Source organism: Roseiconus lacunae, from assembly GCF_008312935.1.
Lineage (GTDB): Bacteria > Planctomycetota > Planctomycetia > Pirellulales > Pirellulaceae > Stieleria > Stieleria lacunae.
The window spans coordinates 105,198-126,721 of the sequence record NZ_VSZO01000007.1; the positions used below are offsets into that span (position 1 = coordinate 105,198).

The following is a 21,524-nucleotide window of genomic DNA, read 5'->3' on the forward strand; positions in this document are numbered from 1 at the left end:
AGCTTCCTAGACCTCGTGGATGTTGACGTCACCCGTCTCTAAGTCCAACTCAGATCGCAGGTAGAGACGTTCGGGGTAAGGACGCGCCCAGAGTTCGCCTTCGATCTCAAAGGTCAATGAGCTTGAGAGCGGGTTTTCCGGATCCTTATTGCCACGGACTTCGAGCGTGTCGGCCAAGATTCTCGGTTCGAAATCCAGGATCGCTTTTCGAAGCGCCGCTTGAACGTCTTCGACATGCAGCCCCGATACGGTTTTGCCAGTCAAATCAGGGATTCCGTAGTTGACGACCGATCGTTCAACTTCGGCGTAGTGCGAAAGGTCCTCGGCGGCCGCCAAGTGACAGGTATTCAGCAACCAAGCCAAATCACGTAGCACTGCCGCCCGCAAACGATGGACTGAAAAGACACGTTTGTCACGAGTCTCCTGACGCTGTTGCGGCTGATCATCTGTTAAACGATCTAGTAGCGAAGGAAAAAGTTTTTCCTGAGTGGTCAAGTCTGCCATCACTCGGTCACCGTTCCGGTGTCTCCGACGGCGAACAGCTGGTCGCTTCCTTCGACATCGCTTGCCAAACTGATTTTGCGGATTTCCAGCAGCGCGAATTCGTCTTCATCGGTGGCCAACATGCGTTGACCTTCACCGATAAAGATTTCCTGCTCAGTATCCGTAATAGGCACCCAGGTTGTCTGGCGAGCTAAGCGGGTTGTTGGATCTGACGCTAAATGTGAATTGGGGTATCGGGTGGGAATCATTCCGAAGGACTCACCGCCACCGGCGAGAACAAAGTGGGCCGGCATCCAAACGAAGTCTCGCAAATCTTGTGGCGGTTCGAGATCGATTTGCGCGATCCGATTGAAAGGAACCCAGTAGTACTGTCCGTTCATCAGGACTTCGAGTACAGGACCGAGCCTTGGGTCGGCATCGGCCATCCATTCAAATGGCAGTGATTGTTCGCCTGCCGTTTGAACGGTACCGCTTGTCATCGGCGCCATCTCAAAGGCTTCGATGCGCATCGTTTCGGCTTGTTCGTGTTTGCCGGCTGCGGAGAGCTTGAGCGCTTCGATCAACAATGCCAACCAGCGATCGGGTTCACCGAGAATCAACGGCGACGTCTCCCCGGCGAAGACGCGATGCCGAAAAACTTCGCAGCGGATCGCTTCTCGGTAGGCTTGAACCATTGCCAAGTTACTGTCGGCGAGTTGACCGCAGATTTCGAGCTGGCTGAGCGCGCTCTCCCACTTTCCCAGCACGGACAACATCTGAAACAGAAAGACGCGGTATTTCGGCTCCGACGGATCCTTCTGCACGCGTTGCTTTAGCTCTGCGAAAGCTTCGTCAAGTTTATTTTCGCGCAGTAGTTCTTCAGCCAGCATTGAAGCAATTCCATAGGTGGGAGTGGCTGTTTGAGTATCCGCGTGAAAGCCGTACGCCGAAGCGTGGCTTTCAATGCTGACATGCGGAGCACCCCCGTGCTCACGTTTCAAACAGCGATCTGATCGGCGGGAGCGAGCGAAGTAGTTGTCTTCGACGCCGTGAACATAGCGGCGGTCGGCTTGCGGCTGACCCGGCTACGCTGACGGAGGAGAAGACGACGGCGTGGATGGCATCCAAACACGCCGTCGCAATTCCTCGCGAACCGAAAGGCAAGTCACTCGGGCCTTTCGGCGAGTGGATCGAACGAACGATCGTCTACAGTTGCTTGTTAGCAGCGATGTCCCAAGCGAACTGCTTCTCTGGTCCACCAGAACCATCTTTCTTTTGTGTCTTGTAGCTGACTTTGACCTGGCGGAAGTTCAGCGACACGTTTTCGGTCAGACGATCTTCACCACCCGAACCACCGGTGGAAACGTCGGAGACGAGGACATCTTTCATTTCGATGACCAAGTATTCCAACGGGTTTTTGCCCGCTTTACGAACGGTCAACTTCGCGCTCGGGAAGTGATCGCCGTTGGCGCAGTAAATCATCAGGATGGGAGACGAACAATCGACCCATTTGGTGACGGCGATATTTTGAAAGCTCGCCTTGCCCGCTCCACCACCGGATCCGACGTGGAAGGAGCCGCTTTGCGACATTCCCCAGCTCCACGCGAGCACGTCGATTTCGTCTTTGTGCTTGTCATCTTGGGATTCACCTTTGATTTCTCCCTTGATGTCCAGAAACATGTCTACAGCCATATCGTATTCCTATTCTCAGTTTTGAATTAAGTTTCAGGGATTAACCGCAAGACCACGGCCTTGCGACGAACATTAGCAGTCTGGTCGATCCGGATCGATCAACCGCCACCCTTCGCCGAAGGCAGCTTCGAAACCAGTCGGAGTGAGACCGACAAGCCTTCCAGTTGATAGTGAGGTCGCAGGAAGAACTTGCTTGTGTAGTAGCCGGGGTTGCCTTCGACTTCTTCGACGACAACTTCGGCGGCCGCCAACGGCTTGCGGGCCTTCGTGTCTTCGCTCGAAGTCCCTGGGTTTCCGTCGACGTATTGGTTGATCCAGTCTTGTAACCAGACCTGCATGTCTTTGCGTTCTTTAAAACTTCCGATCTTGTCGCGGACGATGCACTTCAGGTAGTGCGCGAAACGACAGGTTGCGAAGAGGTATGGCAACCGGGCGGCCAAGTTCGCGTTCGCAGTCGCATCGGGATCATCGTAGACCGCCGGGGCGTGCAACGATTGGGCACCGATAAATGCTGCGAAGTCAGAGTTCTTTTTATGGATCAACGGCATGAAACCGTTCTTCGCGAGTTCGGCTTCACGACGGTCGCTGATCGCGATCTCCGTCGGGCATTTCATGTCGACACCGCCGTCGTCGGTCGGGAACGTATGGCAGGGCAGGTTTTCGACGGCACCGCCCGATTCGATCCCACGGATTCGTGAGCACCAACCGTACATTTTGAACGATCGAGTGATGTTGGTCGCCATGGCGTAAGCGGCGTTGGCCCAGCAATAGTTGTCGCTATCGGCCGCTTCGGTGTCTTCTTCGAAACCGAATTCGTCCACCGGGTCGGTCGCGGCACCGTAGGGCAAACGTGCCAAAAATTTCGGCATCGCCAACCCGATGTACTTCGAGTCATCCGACTCACGCAGCGATCGCCAAGCGGCGTATTCTGGAGTTTGGAAGATCTTGGTCAAATCTCGCGGATTGGTCAGCTCTTGCCAACTGTCCATTTGCATGACCGCGGGCGAGACGCCGGCGATGAAAGGCGAGTGGCAAGCAGCGGCGACCTTCGCCATTTCGCTCAATAGTTCGACGTCTGGCGGGCTGTGGTCGAAGTGGTAGTCACCGACCAAGCAGCCATAGGGTTCGCCACCGAATTGGCCGTACTCTTCCTCGTACATCTTCTTGAAGATCGGACTTTGATCCCAAGCCGTTCCTTTGAACTTCTTGAGAGTCTTGTGCAGTTCCTTCTTCTTGATGTTCATCACGCGGATTTTCAGCATCTCGTCGGTCTCGGTGTTGTTGACCAAGTGATGCAGGCCGCGCCAGGCACCTTCAAGCTGCTGATACTCAGCGTGGTGCAGGATCAAATTGATTTGCTCACTGAGTTTCGAATCGATCTCGGCGATGATTGCTTCGATCGACTTCAGTGCGTCGTCAGAAACCAGTGACGTTTGTGCGAGCGCTTGCTCGGCCAGTGTTTTCACCGCAGATTCGACGGCTTCTTTAGCCTGGTCGCTCTTGGGGCGAAATTCTTTTTCCAACAAGGACGAAAATTCGTCGGTCGTGACAGCTGCTGCTGCTGGTGCTGCGGATGCGTCGGCGGTACTCATGTTCGATTACTCCTCGTTGGCGGGTGTTTCGGCATCGTCACCATCCGCTTTCGGAGCGGAGCCGAGTGACTGAAGAAGGGCGGGATCTTGAAGGACTTTGTTTAGCAGTGCTTCCGCTCCGTCTTTGCCGTCCATGTAGGTCAGCAGGTTGGCGAGTTGTTCGCGTGCCTGGAGCAATTGGCCGAGCGCGTCGACTTTGCGTGCGATCGCCGCCGGCGAGAAGTCGTCCATGCTTTCGAATGTCAAGTCGACCGCCATGTTGCCTTCACCGGTCAACGTATTGGGGACTTGAAAGGCGACGCGAGGTTTCATCGACTTCAAACGGTCGTCAAAATTGTCGACGTCGATTTCCAAAGCCTTTCGTTCCGATACGGGCGCGAGCGGCTCTTCGGGTTTGCCGGAGAGATCGGCGAGGACGCCCATCACGAACGGCAACTGAACCTTCTTCTCCGCACCATAAACTTCAACGTCGTATTCGATCTGTACCCGAGGAGCTCGATTCCTCGCGATAAATTTTTGAGCGCTACCTGTAGCCATTCGTAACTCCTACGGGAAAGTAAACGGCGTCAAGCAACGCCGAGACTGTTTAAGTGATTGATTACCAACTGTCGTCACTCGACGATTCGGAATCCGAATCTTCGACCGAAGCGACCGCTGCGACGCCACCACTGAGCGCTTCCGCCTGGGAAACGGCATCCGGGGCGACATCGCGAAGAATGTCCAAAAAACTTGCCGACGACAGCCGTTGGGCGCGGCGGATCAAGAGCGGAAGAGGACTGGAAGGTTCATTGAGTTCGTAATACTCGCAGACATCGGCGAGGGCTTTAACCGCTTGTTGGCGTGAAGCGATCTTTCCGCCGACGTAGCCAGCTTGTTGAACGCGCGTGGTACTGCCACCGTCGGATGTCCCCGCGGAATCTTCGTTATGCCATGAATCGTTCGATTCTTCGTCCGGTGCTTCCTCCACACCGACGCCACGACGTCGAAGTTGATCTGAAACGATCTCTTGGATTTCTTGAAGCAGATTTCGGATCGGACTCAGACTGACCGCGAAGTTGACACCGACCTTTTCGGTCACTTGTTTTTCGATTTCGGCGAGATGCTCGGCAGACAGGCGTGCCGCTTCTTCGGTTGATTGGATAGCGTCAAGATCCGCGTCGGTGAAGGCGGCGTCGATCGTCGCCATACTCGGCGCTTTGGATTCTTCGGCCGGAGCCTCGGCAGCTTCGCTGGACCAAGAATCGTCATCTTCGGCCGGAGCGGGTTTCGCTGGCGCCTCGGCTGCCTCGCGTGACCGTTCGATATCGCGAAGACTAAAACGCCCGACGGCACGGGAAGAGACGATGGGCGTCTCCTTCAGTTCCCGGAGCGTCGTCTCCTCATCACAAAGCGTGACCAGGGTGTTGGTTCGATACGTCGGATCGTTGTCGTCGTCAGCGTCCAATTCCGGATGAACGGTGTCCCAAAAGTTTTCGATATAGCCGCGAAGTAGCTTCAGGCACTGTTGGAACGATGTGAGTCCTTCTTGGTTCAGCGACGCACGGGCCAAGAAGACGACGACTCGCATGTCTTTGGTGCGATCGAGTAATGCTTCCGCACGACGGCGAACGTCTTTCCAGTCCGGTTCTTCGGCGGCAACGATCGTATCACCGTACTGCTGCTCCGGCTTGCCTTGGGCGGCGCGATCCATCTCCCCGAAATCGGGATCGTATTCCAGATCCGGGCCACAGGGCTCGTCGTCAGACATCGGTTGAAGAAGCGAATCGAGATCCGAGAGATCCATTGGGCAAATCGCTGGTTTTGCAGTTCCGAGTGTGAGTCCCAATCTCCCAGCAGGGCAGCAACAGTTGCTTTCCGCATCCGGACTAGTGCTGTCGGATTGGCGGCGCCTCTCGGGAAGGGTCTTCGGAACTGTAAAACACTCCTAATGCCAACGCCTCGAAGTGATAGAAAGACTTTTCGGGCTAGCCATAGCGCCCGAAGGGCTAGGCGGGATGTTCCGCTGGTAACGATCAGGCGACCCAAGTCCCGGTAGCACCCTCGTTTTTCTTTACTCGAAAACCCGGGAAATGGTTGAATTATCCGCTTCCCTAACTAGGCAGTGGACGTTGCAGCCCACAAGAACCAGGCTGTTTTTTAGATCATTCCAGTGACGGGATTGATGTCTTCAGTTTCCGTGACTTCATCCTGAAATAGTGCCGGGGGAAATTCGTTGGTCGATCGTTGAGTTGCCTTGGTTGCGCCGACTGACATTTCAGTGATCAATCGGTTTATCATGGTTGGCGTCTCCTTGATGCAAATCCAAACGCCACTAGGTCGGTCGAAGGGCGAGATGCGTCTACTGGGACATTCCCACCTTTTAAGATTCACCGATCCCACCATGAATTTATTTAGATCCCCTCTTGTCATCTGGGGCATAGCATCGATCGGCTTGGCAGCAAATCTATGGGCCGAAGAAACAAAGACTCGCTTCACAACCGTGGTGCTCTCCGAAGTATTTCATAGTGAAGGTGCCTCGGTCGCGGATCTCAATCGCGACGGTGCTTCCGACGTCGTCTCAGGACCATACTGGTACGAAGGACCCGACTTTCGTACCAAGCATGCTTACGCGAACGTCACGACACCGACGATCAAGGCTTACTCAGATCACTTCTTTTCGTTTGCAAGTGATCTGGACCAAGATGGTTGGGTGGATCTGGTCGCCATTCCGATTCCGGGTGAAGATGTTTACTGGTATCGCAATCCGGGGCAAAACAAATCAAAAATCGATAAATCCACGACTGGCTCGGAAGCTTGGGAACGGTTTCCATTATTGACGGGAGTTGGAAATGAATCACCAACGCTGGCCGATGTCGATGGGGATGAGATACCCGATTTAGTGTGCGTTCATCAGGGACGATTGGGATACGCAAGACAGCAAGACGACCCGCGTTCGCCGTGGCGATTCATTCCAGTCAGTGACCGGGAAGGTTACGGAAGGTTCACCCACGGCTTGGGTATCGGCGACCTTAACGGCGACGGAAAAGTCGACATCCTTGAAACGAACGGTTGGTGGGAACAAAGCGAACGATCGGCCGCGACATTCAGCTTTCACCCGGTTCAGTTTGCCGAATCAGGTGGCGCGCAGATGCTGGTTGTGGACATCGATGGCGATGGTGATCACGACGTCGTGTCGTCCCAGAATGCGCACGCCTACGGACTTGCTTGGTTCGAACATCGCATCGGCCCGGTTGGAGATCACTTTTTTGTCAAGCATCAGGTCATGGGCAATGATGCCTCGCAACAGGTCGATGGACTCGCGATCTCACAACTGCATGCTCTCGCCGCCGCTGACATTGATGGTGACGGTGTGTCAGACATTGTCACGGGGAAACGGTTTTGGGCACATGGTGGAAATGACCCAGGCGCACAGGAACTTCCCGTGCTCTACTGGTTTCGAACGGCGCGTTCGAAGCACGGGGTCACATTCGAGCCAAATCTGATCTCTCGGCGACTCGGTGTCGGTACTCAAGTGACCGTTGCGGACGTCGATGGAAACAATCATTTGGATGTAGTCGTCGGAAATAAGCTGGGTACCTTTGTCGCGTTCAATCGTGGGGCACAAGAAGCGTCGGCTAATCCCGTGGAACCACAAGCAGTGCTACCCGGGACCGCAGAATTTCGATCGGGCGTTCGCACCACCGACCCACTGTCACCGGAAGAGGAGCAAAAGACATTTGTGCTTCCGCCTGGTTTCGAAGCGGAGTTAGTCGTTTCCGAACCACAGATCGCGAAACCGATGAATCTCGCCTTTGATCATCGTCATCGCCTTTGGATCAGTAGCTCATCGGAGTATCCGTTTCCCGCCGACGAAGGCCAAGGACGTGACACAATCAAAGTCCTCGAAGACTCAAATGGCGATGGCAACTATGACAACGTCACGACCTTTGCCGACGGTCTGAACATTCCTATCGGGCTCTATCCCTACGGGAATGGCGTGATCTGTTTTAGCATTCCAAACATTTGGTATCTGCAGGACACCGACGGCGATGGCAAAGCCGATCGACGTGATGTCTTGTATGGCCCCTTCGATACGAGTCGTGACACACATGGGATGTGCAATGCGTTTACCCGGGGGTATGACGGTTGGCTTTATGCTTGTCATGGATTTAATAACCAAAGTTCCGTCACAGGGGGCGATGGCAACACCGTCACAATGCACTCTGGCAATACTTTTCGAATGCGATTGGATGGTTCAAGGATTGAGCACTTTACTCACGGCCAAGTGAACCCGTTTGGGCTCGCATTCGATCACGAAGGCAACGCGTTTACCGCGGATTGCCATACCAAACCGGTGACGCTCTTATTGCGTGGTGGTTATTACCCAAGTTTCGGGAAACCACACGATGGCTTGGGGTTCGTTCCGCCCGTGATGGAGCATCTCAACGGCAGCACGGCGATCGGCGGTATGGCTTTGTACGAAGGCGACCAGTTTCCCGAAACCTACCGGCGAAGCGCCTTCGGCGGAAACGTGATGACGAGCCGCATCAATCGGAATTCGATCGTTGATCGTGGTGGATCGATCGAGGCGGTTGAACAATCCGACTTTTTGATCTCGGGAGATCCTTGGTTCCGTCCCGTCGATTTGCAAGTCGGACCAGACGGCGCGCTTTATGTCGCCGACTTTTACAACCGAATTATCGGGCACTATGAAGTCCCACTGAATCATCCCGGACGCGATCGACATCGCGGTCGCGTCTGGCGGATCAAGTACACGGGAAAAAATCGGCGTGATCACGCGATTGTTTCAGCTTCGTCGTACGCCGCGATACTGACGAATCGTGCGAATGTTTCGATTGACGAACAAATTCATCAGCAAATCGAACGACTTAATGATTCAAACTTGGCCAATCGAATGTTAGCCGCGGACGTCTTGGCCGATCGCATTGGAACCCAAGCAATTCCGATGATTCGGCAGACTTTGCAGCAGCAAACCAGTTCAAACTCCATCATCCATACGTTGTGGATTCTTTATCGGTTGCAAGATCTTAGGCCGGACGATTTAGCGATCGCACTGAAATCAAATGACGTGACGGTTCGCATCCATGGGTTCCGAGTTTTGGGCGAACAGAATGCCGTGGACGGAAGTGATTGGATTCTGCAGGGTTTGACCGATCGGGACGTTAAAGTTAAACGCGCGGCAGCTTCGGCGGCCACTCAACACCCGTCGATTGACTATGTCCAGCCACTGTTGAACCTGCTCAAGACGACGGATGGCGATCCGCACTTGCATCATGTTGTCAGGATGGCGTTACGTGATCATCTGATCGACCAAGAATTGTTTCAGCTCGCCACGAAAACATTGACGGCCGCACAACTACCAATCGTTTTGGATTTATGCCTGGCTATTAGAACCGACTTCGCTGGTCAGTTCGTAGCAAAACATATCGATCGGATCGCAAGTAAGCCACCGACACAACTTGCGGAATTCTTGCAGTTTGCGAGTCGGTACGGTGACAATTCCGATTTGCAAGCGGTCATCAATCTTGCACGTGAAACGTTTGCTCAGAATTTGGCCGTTCAGGAAACGCTTCTGCGATCGGTTAAGAATGGGCGTGCCCAGCGCGGCGAAACAATGCCCAAAGCCGTCCAATCCTGGGCGACTGACTTGGCATGCGGATATCTTGGCATTGAGAGCCCGGACGCAGGATTACCCGAGTTTGTCGCGGCGATTGGTTGGAAGTATATTCCCTCGCCGCGTCAGATTGATCAACCGAATCCCTGGACGGTCTCAACAAAACAGCGATCCGCAGATGGCGAACAAGCATCGAAACTGTGGAGCAGCTTCCCTCGTGGCGAATCATTGACTGGGACGTTTCGCAGTTCTGCGTTTGAGTTGCCGGCAGATTTTCAATTCTTCATCGCTGGTCACGATGGCTTTCCCGGCAAACCGATTCAGAACAACAATTTTGTTCAGATCCGTGACGCAACCACACGTGAAATTCTGAAGCGTTGGAGCCCGCCGCGAAACGACGTCGCTCAACACGTGCGATGGGACACGGGCGATCAAAGCGGGCGAAGCGTGATTATCGAGCTAATCGATCAGGATTCAGCGTCGGCGTATGCGTGGTTAGCCGTCGGGAGGTTCTCACTCAGTTCGTTGAATCCGTCTGACAGCTTCGAAAGTCAGCGAAAGGCGATGGATCTGATCGCCGAGTTTCGACTCGACGGACTGAAACCAATCGTGAAACAATTGGTCGAACTTTCGGATGCTTCTCCGCAACAGGTCGCCGCATACGCCAAAGCTTGGACCGCACTGGCGCCCTCGGCAACAAAAGACGGACTTGCCGAATCGTTCAATGTCGGTGGGTTGACGCATCCGATACAAGAACGACTCGTTGTCGCTTTAATTGACGGAACTCAGGTAGCTGAAGCACTTCAGGAGACGATGCAGGTCGCTACGTCCATCGAGCAAAGCAAAATCGCAGAAAAGCTCGCATCAGACTCACAAGGGGCACAGTTCCTACTCGACTTGGTCACGCAAGGTAGGGCGTCGGCAAACTTACTAACGACACCCGCGATCGCACCCAAACTTCAGCAGGTCGCAAGCGCCGATCAACAGCAACAACTCCATCAACTGACCAAAGATCTTGCCGCAGAAGCTCCGGAGTTGTCAGCCCAGATTCACTTACAGCGCGAGCACTATGCGTCCGGCGGTGGCGACCGTCTGAAAGGGGCGGCGCTCTTTAAGATTCATTGTGCGGTCTGTCATCAGGTAGCGGGACAGGGCGCCGAGGTTGGTCCAAACTTAGATGGACTCGGTGCACGAGGACTCGATCGCGTGGTCGAAGATGTGCTTGCTCCAAATCGGAACGTCGATGCGGCCTTTCGGACCAGTGTCATCTTGCTTGACGATGGGCGAGTGCTTAGTGGGTTAGTCAAACGCTCGGAGGGCGCCCAGTTAATTGTGGTGGATGAGAAAGGAAAAGAAATTGCGATCTCAAAAGATTCGATTGAGACGCAGAAGCAGAACCAAAACTCCCCGATGCCTGCAAATTTCCACGAGCTGCTTTCACCGCAACAACGAAGCGACCTACTCGCCTATTTACTCTCGCTGACGTCTTGATTAACAGCAGATTGAAAAAGTCGCCGCTGAATGATCCCGGGGCTTGTCGTGCTCGAGCATGAGCGCTTGGACAATAGCGGTATCCCGTAACGCTATGTCTTATTTGAAATACTGCGACGAGTGTTCAGCCGTCGGGAATCAACACCGGTTATTGAACGACACCCACGGTAAACGCTTGTCGGCTGAAAAGTTGAACCTCGACTTGCGGTCGAGACGGAGCATCAGTCAGTCGTCAGAAAAGGATAAGGCGCGAACGCTGCCAGCGCCATCCAGTGAAACGGCTGGCCGCTTTTTTGGCGATGTTCCGACTGAATCGTGGCTGCGTGGTGTCAAAGACGAAAGAATTCATGTTGCAATTAACGGGGCGGAACCTTTTCTTGTCGCATTACAAGGCGTGAATCTTGTACCATTGAGCGATCCGATTCAGCGTTTAAGACGCATTCATTGCTCATTCCTAGATGGTCGTCATGTCTGCTTCTGAAAGTCCAGTGTTTACATCGCCCAGCGATGACCCCGAGATGGAAAAGGCTGCCCAAAAGGCGAGGCATAGTTTTCGATTCTTTTGGCGCGAAATGGCTTGGGAACGTCGGCGAATCATTCCGGCGTTGGAACTCGCCGCGGTCAAAGGGACCTTCTCAGATCCACCGGAACTGAAATCCGACGATCCCGATGCTCTCGAAGTCGAGCACATGTGGTTAATGGACGTCGATTTTGATGGGCGCGAGGTAGAGGGAACTCTCATCAACTCTCCCATCTCGCTACAGTCGGTCAAGGAGGGAGATCGAGTCAAGATTCGTGGAAAGCAGATCTGTGATTGGATGTATGTTGTCAGCGGCGAAGTCTACGGAGGATTCACGGTCGACTTGTTACGTTCTCGAATGGGCAAGGGAGAGCGCAAGCAGCACGACAACGCGTGGGGATTCGATTTCGGTGAAGTTGGCGTGATCAACTTGGTTCCCCCAGATTACATCGGCGAAGGTACCCCGGCAAAGAAAGGGATATTCAGTTTTGGCAAGCCGAAGTCACAGCAACAAGACTACTCCAAGGTTGCTGCGGCAGAGCACCCGATGTCGATCAATATGCGAACGTCACTTGCCGAGAGCATCGACGAAAATCCTGAGATGATAACGCAGGCGGACGATCATGGTTACAACTTTTTGCACCAGCTGGCTCTAGCCGGGTCGCTCGATGGTGTCGACGTGTGTATCGAAAAAGGGTTTGATCCAAAGGACACCGCACCAAACGGGATGACACCGTACTCGCTTGCAAAAAGCCTTGGTTGGAAAAAGGTGATGGAGCGTTTGGAACAAGCCGGCGCGGCTTAGCAATGAGTGTGACGCTAACGTTCGCAGGTTGGGCTCCAGCGGTGAAATAGCTGCGCAGCTTTTTAGCAAGATCGTCGAAAGCGTTTTGAGATCGGGTTGGATCGTTAGCAATCGCGATCCGCCGAGCGGAAGCATGACTTAAGACCGTACGTTGCTAAGAAGCTTTCGGAGGATCGATGCCTGCCGACTTGTCGAGCAAAGTCGCAGGCCGCGCTCCCAAGTCTCGAACTGGCCCAGTCTCGAACTGCCGCCGCCGCTTACAGGGCCAGCCTTGACGTGGGCCGGCAACGTCGGTCAAACGCTTGCGTTTTTGAATTTTGGTTTTGCGAATCTATTCTCAGACGCCACTGGTGACCACGGACCTTAGTAGAATGCATTCGCTTTGAAACCAAAGCGACTCGCAAACTTCAATGAGTCAGATTTTCATCAACGCACCGGAGTCCAACAATGCGCCGCTTGCCAAGTGTTTTAATTCTGTGTGTGTTCGCTGCGATTGTCGCGTTTGTTGCTGTCTCTCAGTCAACTTCGCAACCACCGACGAACGAAACCGCCATCGATTTCACCGGTAAGTATGTCACGCTTTACACCAATAGTTCTGAATCGGGAACAGGCGACTTTCTAAAAGAGGTTCGCATTCGTCAGGTTGCGGGGAAAACCGTACTGACAGGAATTGGGGTCGACAGCGGACACCCCGAAGATTGGACCGCTGGTACTGAAATCGTGGTCCCATGGCGGCAGGTTGTATCGATGTACTTGATGACGGAAAAGCAATTCAATGAAAAAATTCGAGAGCGATCGCTGGCTTTCTAGGGTTTGGCGAACGGTGTAGGTCGACGCAGGTTGGCCGGGCGTAGGCTGCCGCCACCTGTGCTGAATCGTTTGTTTGGCATAAAACTGGCGGCAAAGCTTGCTGCTTGAATCGTTAACGAGGCCGGTTCCCCCACTTGTTGCGATAGCGGTGATGCTTCGTTTCACATTTTTGCAGGTCTTTCGACTATATTCCGCTCCTGCAAATCGCCCCTCCCGCCTTCTCCCTTCCAGGTTTTGCTTTTTCGATGTCCGATCGACCGTCGCAACCCTCCGAGTCCTCGCCGGCTGAATTTGGTGCTGGTGACGCAAAAGTCCAAGCGAATCGTAAAATTTTGATGGACGCACAAGCTGCCGGTCGGCCGCTCGGTGCGTACATCAAATTGTCGGGGCCAGGTTGGCTGCAAGCAGCAATCACGCTCGGCGGTGGATCGCTTGCCGGAGCGCTGTTTTTGGGTGTTTTGGGCGGAACCAGCATGCTTTGGCTGCAGCTAATCGCCATCGTGATGGGCGTCATCATGCTTTCGGCAATTAGTTACGTCACGCTATCGACCGGGCGGCGACCGTTCGAGGCAATTAACAGCGAAATCAACCCGGCACTTGGTTGGGGATGGGTAATCGCGACCGCGATGGCAAACATCATTTGGTGCATGCCCCAGTTCAGCCTTTGTTATGACGCGTTAGACAAAAACTTGGCCGTCTTCGCCGGTGGATCTGGGCTGGGAGACGGACAAGGTACAAAAATTACTGTGTCAATCGCGTTGCTATTGGCAGCCGGATTTGTCGTATTGCTAAATACCAAACAAGGCCGAGCGGCGAAAGCATTCGACATTGTTTTGAAGTCATTGGTCGGGATGGTCGTGATCTGCTTCTTCGGTGTTGTGATCATGCTGGCGATCAAAGGCGAGCTCGATTTCGCGATGATCTTGACGGGCTTTATCCCGGATCTGTCGCAGTGGACGCAGCCTGCCGGACAGATGCAGGGAGTGGTTCAGTCGCTTGAACCAGAAGCGTCGGAATTCTGGACAGGAAAGTTGGTCGGCCAGCAACGGACCGTCATGATCGCTGCCGCTGCGACCGCAGTGGGAATCAACATGACATTTCTATTGCCGTACTCCATGCTTGCTCGTGGTTGGGACAAACCGTTTCGTGGACTCGCCCGCTTTGATTTATCGACCGGCATGGCGATTCCCTACGTGTTGGTGACCAGTTGTGTTGTGATCGCCGCGGCGTCGTCACTTCACAACAAGATCGACGAACATCTTGCCAGCAGCGATTTAGTGAGCATGCAGTCGAGTCCCTATTACGGCGGCGTCGAAGGGCCGTTGTTGGCGCGGGTCGGTTACGATGCCAAGGAAGACGGCTCAGACCTGGAAACGGTACGGTCCGCCCTTGCGTCAGCTCGCGAATCGGTCGGCGGTTCGCTTGACGAATCCCAAGCAGAGAAACTCGACGGCGCGATCGCGCTGACCGAAGTGACCGAAGAACCGCCGAGTGCGATGTCCATCGTTAGCGGTGTCGCCAGTCTTCCCGGAGTGATCGAGCAACCCGAAGTCGCCGCCTTGGCGGAAACCCAATCGCTTCTCCAGGTCGCCGAGTTATCCGAAGACGAAAAGCGTGTCGCGTTGTCGCTGGTGAAGCGGGATGCATTTCAACTTTCCACCACCCTCGAGCCGCTGCTTGGGGCACAATTGGCGAACCTGGTATTCGGTCTTGGGGTCTTCGGGATGGGCTTTTCGACGATCGTGATTCTGATGCTGATCAACGGTTTTGCCTTCCGGGAAATGTTCAATCGTCCCAATGGGACCGCACCGTTCGTCATCGGCTGCTTGGTCGCCGGAATTAGCGGTTCGCTGTGGTGGAAGTTTTGGGCTGACGAAGACACCAAATTTTGGTTGGCGATTTTTGCGAGTAACTTTGGCATGATGTTGTTGCCGATCGCCTACATCACGTTCTTTCTGATGATGAACAACAAACGCATTCTCGGCGACGAGAAACCGACGGGCACACGGATGGTGGTCTGGAACGTCCTAATGGTCTTTGCCGTTGCGGGCGCGATCGTTGCTGCGTCCTCGGCGATTTACAACAAGATCAACGACCCGGTGGCATTCCCGGCGGTGATGGGCATGCTGGTCGTCTACGGTATCGCGCTAGTGGCGGGATTCATTTACCGAATGAAAACCCCTACCGAGGCGGTATAACTAGCCTTCACCGGAACGATTTAATTGGTTTAATCGGAAAAAGCGGGGCGGTTCCTTGACGACGGGCCATGGAGTCGGGGAGCTCGCAGGGGTGGCATAGAAATGCGCTCCTAGGGTTTCGCGAACGACTCGCCAACCCGCTACCGGTCCACCATGTCTGCACCGCCCATTCCTTGGAAGCACATTCGTAACGTCTTGGTGTTGTTCGCGCCGATTTGGATCGGCGCCGTCATTGTTTTTGGACTCCTGGGAGGCGTTTATTCGCTTTTCTCCAAAGACATTTATGCGGCTCGTCAACCGCTCGTTGTTCGCGACGAAGCCACTCGAGCGGTTGATCGCCTGGGGCGGTTTGCCAGTCAGACCGAACTAAAAGCGGCTCAGGAAACCATCCTTGAAATGGCCCAGAATCGTGAGGTCGTCGCCGCTGCACTCCGACACATCGGTCCGCCTGACGGGGACGCCGATCCTGCGTGGCCGTCAATCTCTGATGTCGACGACGCGATCAAAAGTTCCGTTAACATCTTGGCGCCACAGGGTGCGGAGTTCGGAAATACCGAGGTCGTTTACTTGGCCGTAAAATCGAGTTCTCCCGAACGCGCGATCGAGTTTTGTCGCGCGATGTTCGATCATCTCACCAAGCATCTTCGCGATGTTCGTCGAGTTCGCGCGGACAGTGTCATCATCGAACTTAGCCATGCCCGTGACCTCGCGAAATCGAATCTCGATCGCGTCGCCAATGAAATGCATGAGATCGAAGTCCAGTTTGGGGCTGACCTGGGCGAGCTAAGAAAGCTTAACGATACCTACGGTGGTGACAGTAACCTGCGCCGGATCTTGGAGACGACCAAAGAACAACAGCGTATTGCGGAACGCGAGCTCAAGAAGAACCAGTCTTTGTACGATCTGCTGGTCGCCAGTTCGAAGGACCCACAACGATTGTTAATCAGTGGCGGCGATATCTTGAGTAGCCAACCATCATTGTTGCGACTAAAAGACGGGTTGATCGATGCACAGCTCAAATCGAGTCAGCTATCGGGCGTCTACACAATGCTGAATCCAAAGCGCCGAGCTGCGATCGCAACCGAACGTGAGATTCGGGAACGCATCATGCAGGAAACGCTTTCGGTGATCGCGGCGATGGAACCCACTCTGGAATTGCAACAAGTCGAACTTGAAAAGCTGAATAAGAAGACGGTCGACTTGTCGCGGAAGCTTGAGATGTTGGCCACCGCTCGGACATCCTACGCAGAAATTGATGCCGAACTAAAACAGCGAACCGAGCAACTTGCGGCCGCCGAACAGCGACTCGCCGACGCACGGGCTAATCGGTCAGCCGCACTTTCGACCAATCTTGTCGCGGAGCTTGGGCCGCCGCAGGTGACGGAAAAGCCGATCGGTCCGGGAACCATGACGACGACGTTTGGTGCGATGATGGCCGGACTGATTTTCGGCCTCGGGGCCGTCTTCCTCGTGGCTCCCGGCCCGGCACAAAATCACGGGCGCAGACGTTGGACCGATCATGTCCAAAGTCAGAATCGTCGTGCCGAAGATCGCGTCCAAATGAATCGGCGGGCCAGCGATCGTGATCGCACGGAGTTCCGCGAACGCAGTACCGATTCAAAAGATTCGCCAAAGCAAAGCGAACCGCACCAGGAAACCGACCGGACCAACAACGCCGATCTGGGATAATCGCGTTCACAATTTCAGTTCAACGATGATCGAACTGAACGTCAAAGCGTTGAATGGCTCACGCGAGCCGATGGTCGTAATCCGCTATCGGTGCTGAGCTGCGAAAGCGAGCGAGCGTTGGCCAATGGGCGTAACCCAACATTTGATCCAGAACCCAGGCTAGACTGTCGGCCCGACAAAGACGTTTTGTTTCGGACGAGTCGGATGGTTCGCATACCACTGGGCGATCGTCGATCGATCGGTCTCGCTAATCCAACGGTTGGGAATGATCATTTTCAGATTCCCATCTCGCATGCGGACTTCTAAACCCTTTTCCGACCAATGGAAGTGGTCGATTGCTTCGCCGAAATACCCATAACAGCTATGGTAGGTTGCTCGCGAAAGGACCACTTGGTTGGCAGTGATCCAACCTTGAAAGTCACCGAGAACGGATCTTCGCAGGGTTGCAAAACAGGCGAAGATCAGGGCAACACCGACCACATAGACAACTCCCCAAGTGATCGGATAGCTCAATAGTGAAAGTGCATTGCGGCGATTCAACTCGATCAACGGGACAAACTGTGTAAAAATCAAAGCCGCCCAGGCGAATTGGAGCAACGCAACAGCAGTCCAACGTTTGGTGACACGTCGAGTATCGTCAAGATCTCGGTCGACTAATCGACCGGAAAACATGACCGGGTTTTTGGTTTCCAGCAACCGTTTCATCAACTGCATTGGAACTTCGGAATGGAGGCGCTCCGCGTCGGTCAACGACGCTTTGAAGTCGCTTGACACCAGACGAACAGACTCAGTCGCGAACGGGAGTAGTAACCGCATTGAACCGGTCTTTGTATGCACCTTGTACTGTGATTCGTTGAGCAGCGCCGTGACGGCACACTGGTCGGAACGAACGGCGATCGATCGTGATGTCAGTCGTCCGCTGACTGGTCGAGCGAATCCGCGATAGCGACTCCAGAAACGGCGGTCATCCAAAATTCCGATGTTTGCGATCCATACCACGGCAATCGCGAATGCCGCGGGAAGGATGACGACAAACAATTGCGGCCAATAGACGATGGCAAAGACCGCGCTCAGACAAGCGGCAAGCATCATCCAAACGAAATAACGCTGTCGTGATTCGTCCGACATTCTCGACTGTAAGCCTTCACGCGACCAATCACTCGCAAACCAAAACCCATTTTGCAACCGTTCGTTTGCTTCACCCAAAGCAACCGAAATTGAATCGTCCGCTACGTCGGCGGATGCTTGAAATGGATTGACCGACTGTGAATTAGTCGACTCTGACATGCAACTTTCCGTCGGTAAAAGCCATCACTGATCGCCCCGGATTACATAGTTCAATGCCGCCAGGATCAACGCGACCGCGACAAAAACCTGAAACTGCTTGGCAGATAACTTGCTGCTTGCGAGAACGCCCAACTGGATACCTCCCCACGCAGCCGGTGCCAGGATTAGCGCATCGACCAAGACACGAGGAGTGACGTAACCGGAAACGATCAATGCACCGCATTTATAAACAGACACGACAAACAGGAACTGATTCAAAAAAGCTTTGAATTGGCGTTGGTCCCACGGTTGCGAAAGTGCGAATGCGGCAACCGGTGGGGCCGCGATCGAAACAGCGCCGGCGAGAAAACCGCCGATGCCTCCGGCAATGATCGCCGAACCACCACCGGACTGATCTTGGCGTTTTGCCTTGGCACGATTGCGAAAATTCATCCAAACCATCGCCAGGATCACAAGTCCGGTGCCTCGGACAAGCAAATCCGTCGACACAAAGACGAACGCAAGGAACCCCAGCGGCATCGCGATCGCCGCACCGAGAATGGCCCGCCATAGGTTGGACAGTTCTGCTCCCTGACGATAGTTCCACACTGCGATCAACATGACCGGTACACTCGCAACCGATACAATCACTTGCGTGTGTTTCGCGTCGATCAACCAAGGCAGCATTGTGACGGCGGCGATTCCGAATCCAAAACCAATCGCGCTATGGATAAACCCGGCTGTTAATGCGATCGCGGCGATCCCAATCCAAATCGTCCATTCCATCATTCGGTGTCAATCAGATCTCGATTCTTGGTTTCCGGCAACGTCAACATTACGACGATACCGATCAAAAAGATCAAAGACAATCCTGTCACCGCATAATCAAGGGGCATCCCATCGCGTGCTTTCAGCCAACCTGAAAACAACAACACAGGGACAGCGAGCAATCGGCCGCCGTTGAAACAAAAGCTTGCGCCCGTTGCGCGAATATGAGTTGGAAACAATTCAGGAAAGTAAATGGCGTACCCCGAATGCATCCCCAGCGTTAGGAAGCCGAAAACAGGCAAGACGATCAACATCTGGGTGTACGTTTGCGGCACGAAACACACCACCGGCACGATCAACATGCCAAAAACGTGAAAAAATATGAAGGTCGGCTTGCGCCCAAAACGTGCCGCTAGCGGACCGAAGGACAACAGTCCTAGGCCTCCTCCGGCTGCTTGGATGATGCCATACGCGAATTTGCTTTTGCCGCCGGCAACTTGTTCGTCGGCTCCATTGGTCAGCAAAAGCTCGCGGACTAAATCTTGTCCCGCGACGGTCACCGACCAAAACGTTCCAAGACCGACGGCGGCGAGAAGCATGCCGCGAAGTGCGAGTGTGTTCCATTGGGGATTCAAAAGCAGTTCTGAAAAGCTGCCTGCCTTGTTTCCTGAAACACTTGTTTGTGCCTGCCGCCATCGTTCAGGTTCTTTGACGCAAGCACGCACGATGACGATCAACACCGCAGGAAGCACGCCCAGTAAGTACGCATATCGCCAATTTGTACCTACAAGAATCCCAGACAGCGCGGCCAGCCAAGTTCCAAGAATGCTTGAAGCGTGAAAAATTCCTGTGGCATGCGCTCGCGCCCGTTTGGGAAACACTTCGGCGACCAAGCTAGCCGCGACTGCCCATTCACCGCCGATCCCAAGCGCAACTAGAAAACGCAAGATCCCGATTACGTAAATGTCATTGGCGAAATAGGTCAGCCCCGAAAATAACGAATACATTAAGATCGTAGCGATCATAATCGGGCGGCGCCCAAATCGATCCGCTAGCGATCCGAAAAGTAGGCCACCGATCGTGCCGCCGACCAGAAAGATCGCGAGAAAGTTGTCGCCCCATGCTTTGACAGACGCCTCGTCACCCAACACCTCCTTCAACATGTCATTGCGAGTGATGTTGAAGATCTGTCCCTCATAGACGTCAAACACCCAGCCGGCGCAGGCGATCACCAAGATTAGCCATTGATAACCGGTGACGCCTTCGTACCAAGGCCCCTTTGCAGGTTCGGTGCCAAGACTCTTGTTACCGCCATCGGATGGGCGAGACGAATTGGAATAGGGATTGGTCGATTCATCCTGCATCGAGACTAAACCCCTGCTTGGTCGAAAGCGTGCGTTTGCATCTCGGCCAATGAGGCGACGACTTTACGCGTCCCTTCGAATGGCCGACGAGCATGCATCGCGACTGTGTTATCGAGCAGGACGATGTCCCCCTTTTGCCACTTGTGATCGTACGCATATCGTTCTGCCAATTCGATCGCGATCGCGACTGACTCGGGATCAAGCTTCGAGCCATCGCCATGACGGATCGCATCGGAAGGATCGTTCCGTTCGTCTTTCCAACCACAGTAAGCCGCGATCAGTTGGTTGAAAAACGTCTTCTGCCCTGGCCGAACTTCCATCACTGCGGGAAGTCGCGGTGTGGTGGCACGAAGGCAATCGCCGTCGACCCATTCGTGCGCGTACCCTAATTCCGCTAAACGTGAAACCGCTTGTTCTTTGGTTTCGACTCCCAAGGTACTTTGCCAGCTTCGCCCCATACCGGATTGCGGATCATCGACGCCGGGCATGACGTTGGTGTATTGCAGTCCGACTTGTTCGCACTTGTGGGCAAACTCCGGACAGCGTTGCCTCAATTCTGCGTAGAGCACGTCGCTGCGGCACAGCGGTGTGGCGCCGCCGACCAGCGGTGCGATCTCACAGAAGAACAATATGTACCGTGGGAACAACGGCGTTTGAGCCATCTCGTGATGGAAGAAAATCTTGACTTCCGGAGGCGCTTCGTTTGCCGAAAAGACACGTGGCGTACGATTGACTCGGACCGCATTAGAAAGAGATTTTTTGTAGGGAAAGTTCTCGATCTCCAATGCCTGGATGAAACGATCAAAGTCCTCGACGTCGGGCGTCGCAAAACCACGAAATGCGACCGCCCCGTGTGCCGTTGCACTCCCCAAGAGTGCATCGCGATTCTCAGTTACCCAATCCAGAAAGGGCTCTAATCCGAATGCCTGATCTTGGCATCCATAGACGAGCGGGAAAACGCTCTCTCCTTCGTTTCGCTGACCTTCAATGCCAACTTGGGAAAAGGAAGGGTGGGATTTCATCGGCGGGTGATTCTTTCGGTTTGAGATTGATTTGACGTGGCGGAAACGGTTGGAAAAAGGCATGTCTTTGCGGTCAGTCTTCAAGACATCCTCTGCCGCGATCGCGTCTCGTTTTCGCACTCCGATAGCTTAACGCGTCTTTGCTCACCCGTGTGGTGTCCAACAGTGCTAGACTGTTCGGCGTCTTGGTCGGTTTGCTTCCGCGATCAC

The 21,524-nt window shown here is 54.1% G+C and carries 16 protein-coding genes; 5 read left to right on the forward strand and 11 right to left on the reverse strand.

Annotated elements, in window-relative coordinates; translation table 11 throughout:
• Positions 1 to 6 precede the first annotated feature (6 nt).
• The 7 genes from tssE to FYC48_RS27730 form a co-directional block, all read right to left on the reverse strand.
• Positions 7 to 504, reverse strand: a complete 498-nt coding sequence (tssE, locus tag FYC48_RS10590) for a type VI secretion system baseplate subunit TssE (RefSeq protein WP_149496681.1) — start codon at positions 502 to 504, stop codon at positions 7 to 9.
• Complete coding sequence (locus tag FYC48_RS10595; RefSeq protein WP_149496682.1) at positions 504 to 1,373, reverse strand: type VI secretion system accessory protein TagJ; 870 nt, start codon at positions 1,371 to 1,373, stop codon at positions 504 to 506. The genes tssE and FYC48_RS10595 overlap by 1 nt, the downstream gene beginning before the upstream one ends.
• Positions 1,374 to 1,689: 316 nt before the next feature.
• Positions 1,690 to 2,175, reverse strand: coding sequence for an Hcp family type VI secretion system effector (locus FYC48_RS10600; RefSeq protein WP_149496683.1), 486 nt, complete (start codon positions 2,173 to 2,175; stop codon positions 1,690 to 1,692).
• Between the two features lie 98 nt (positions 2,176 to 2,273).
• Positions 2,274 to 3,767: a type VI secretion system contractile sheath large subunit gene (tssC, locus tag FYC48_RS10605; RefSeq protein WP_149496684.1), complete on the reverse strand. Its 1,494-nt coding sequence runs from the start codon at positions 3,765 to 3,767 to the stop codon at positions 2,274 to 2,276.
• Between the two features lie 6 nt (positions 3,768 to 3,773).
• Positions 3,774 to 4,304, reverse strand: a complete 531-nt coding sequence (tssB, locus tag FYC48_RS10610) for a type VI secretion system contractile sheath small subunit (protein WP_149496685.1) — start codon at positions 4,302 to 4,304, stop codon at positions 3,774 to 3,776.
• 61 nt (positions 4,305 to 4,365) lie between these two features.
• On the reverse strand, positions 4,366 to 5,550 hold the full coding sequence (tssA, locus tag FYC48_RS10615) for a type VI secretion system protein TssA (RefSeq protein ID WP_149496686.1): 1,185 nt from the start codon (positions 5,548 to 5,550) through the stop codon (positions 4,366 to 4,368).
• Between the two features lie 353 nt (positions 5,551 to 5,903).
• On the reverse strand, positions 5,904 to 6,044 hold the full coding sequence (locus tag FYC48_RS27730; protein ID WP_160149447.1) for a hypothetical protein: 141 nt from the start codon (positions 6,042 to 6,044) through the stop codon (positions 5,904 to 5,906).
• Between the two features lie 103 nt (positions 6,045 to 6,147).
• Between FYC48_RS27730 and FYC48_RS10620 the strand changes: the two genes are divergently transcribed.
• The 5 genes from FYC48_RS10620 (at position 6,148) to FYC48_RS10640 (ending at position 16,894) form a co-directional block, all read left to right on the forward strand.
• Positions 6,148 to 10,872: a PVC-type heme-binding CxxCH protein gene (locus FYC48_RS10620; protein WP_160149448.1), complete on the forward strand. Its 4,725-nt coding sequence runs from the start codon at positions 6,148 to 6,150 to the stop codon at positions 10,870 to 10,872.
• Positions 10,873 to 11,339: 467 nt separating this feature from the next.
• Positions 11,340 to 12,197: a DUF2314 domain-containing protein gene (locus FYC48_RS10625; protein WP_230780568.1), complete on the forward strand. Its 858-nt coding sequence runs from the start codon at positions 11,340 to 11,342 to the stop codon at positions 12,195 to 12,197.
• Between the two features lie 447 nt (positions 12,198 to 12,644).
• On the forward strand, positions 12,645 to 13,007 hold the full coding sequence (locus FYC48_RS10630) for a hypothetical protein (RefSeq protein WP_149496688.1): 363 nt from the start codon (positions 12,645 to 12,647) through the stop codon (positions 13,005 to 13,007).
• A gap of 245 nt (positions 13,008 to 13,252) precedes the next feature.
• Entirely contained in the window at positions 13,253 to 15,205 is a 1,953-nt protein-coding gene (locus FYC48_RS28385) for a divalent metal cation transporter (protein WP_235034195.1), read from the forward strand.
• Between the two features lie 153 nt (positions 15,206 to 15,358).
• Positions 15,359 to 16,894 (forward strand): GumC domain-containing protein, encoded by a 1,536-nt coding sequence (locus tag FYC48_RS10640; protein ID WP_149496689.1) that lies wholly within the window; start codon positions 15,359 to 15,361, stop codon positions 16,892 to 16,894.
• 159 nt (positions 16,895 to 17,053) lie between these two features.
• Here FYC48_RS10640 and FYC48_RS10645 read toward each other — a convergent pair whose 3' ends face one another.
• Genes FYC48_RS10645 through FYC48_RS10660 form a run of 4 tightly spaced genes read right to left on the reverse strand, consistent with a single transcriptional unit; the run spans position 17,054 to position 21,314 of the window.
• The gene (locus tag FYC48_RS10645) at positions 17,054 to 18,181 is read right to left on the reverse strand and encodes a hypothetical protein (protein WP_149496690.1); all 1,128 of its coding nucleotides are present in this window, start codon (positions 18,179 to 18,181) and stop codon (positions 17,054 to 17,056) included.
• Positions 18,182 to 18,205: 24 nt separating this feature from the next.
• Positions 18,206 to 18,949 carry a sulfite exporter TauE/SafE family protein gene (locus FYC48_RS10650; RefSeq protein ID WP_149496691.1) on the reverse strand — a complete coding sequence of 248 codons (744 nt, stop codon included), beginning with the start codon at positions 18,947 to 18,949 and terminating at the stop codon, positions 18,206 to 18,208.
• Positions 18,946 to 20,292 (reverse strand): MFS transporter, encoded by a 1,347-nt coding sequence (locus FYC48_RS10655; protein WP_149496692.1) that lies wholly within the window; start codon positions 20,290 to 20,292, stop codon positions 18,946 to 18,948. Before FYC48_RS10655 ends, FYC48_RS10650 begins: the two co-directional genes overlap by 4 nt.
• 5 nt (positions 20,293 to 20,297) lie before the next feature.
• Complete coding sequence (locus FYC48_RS10660) at positions 20,298 to 21,314, reverse strand: TauD/TfdA family dioxygenase (protein WP_149496693.1); 1,017 nt, start codon at positions 21,312 to 21,314, stop codon at positions 20,298 to 20,300.
• Positions 21,315 to 21,524: the final 210 nt, after the last annotated feature.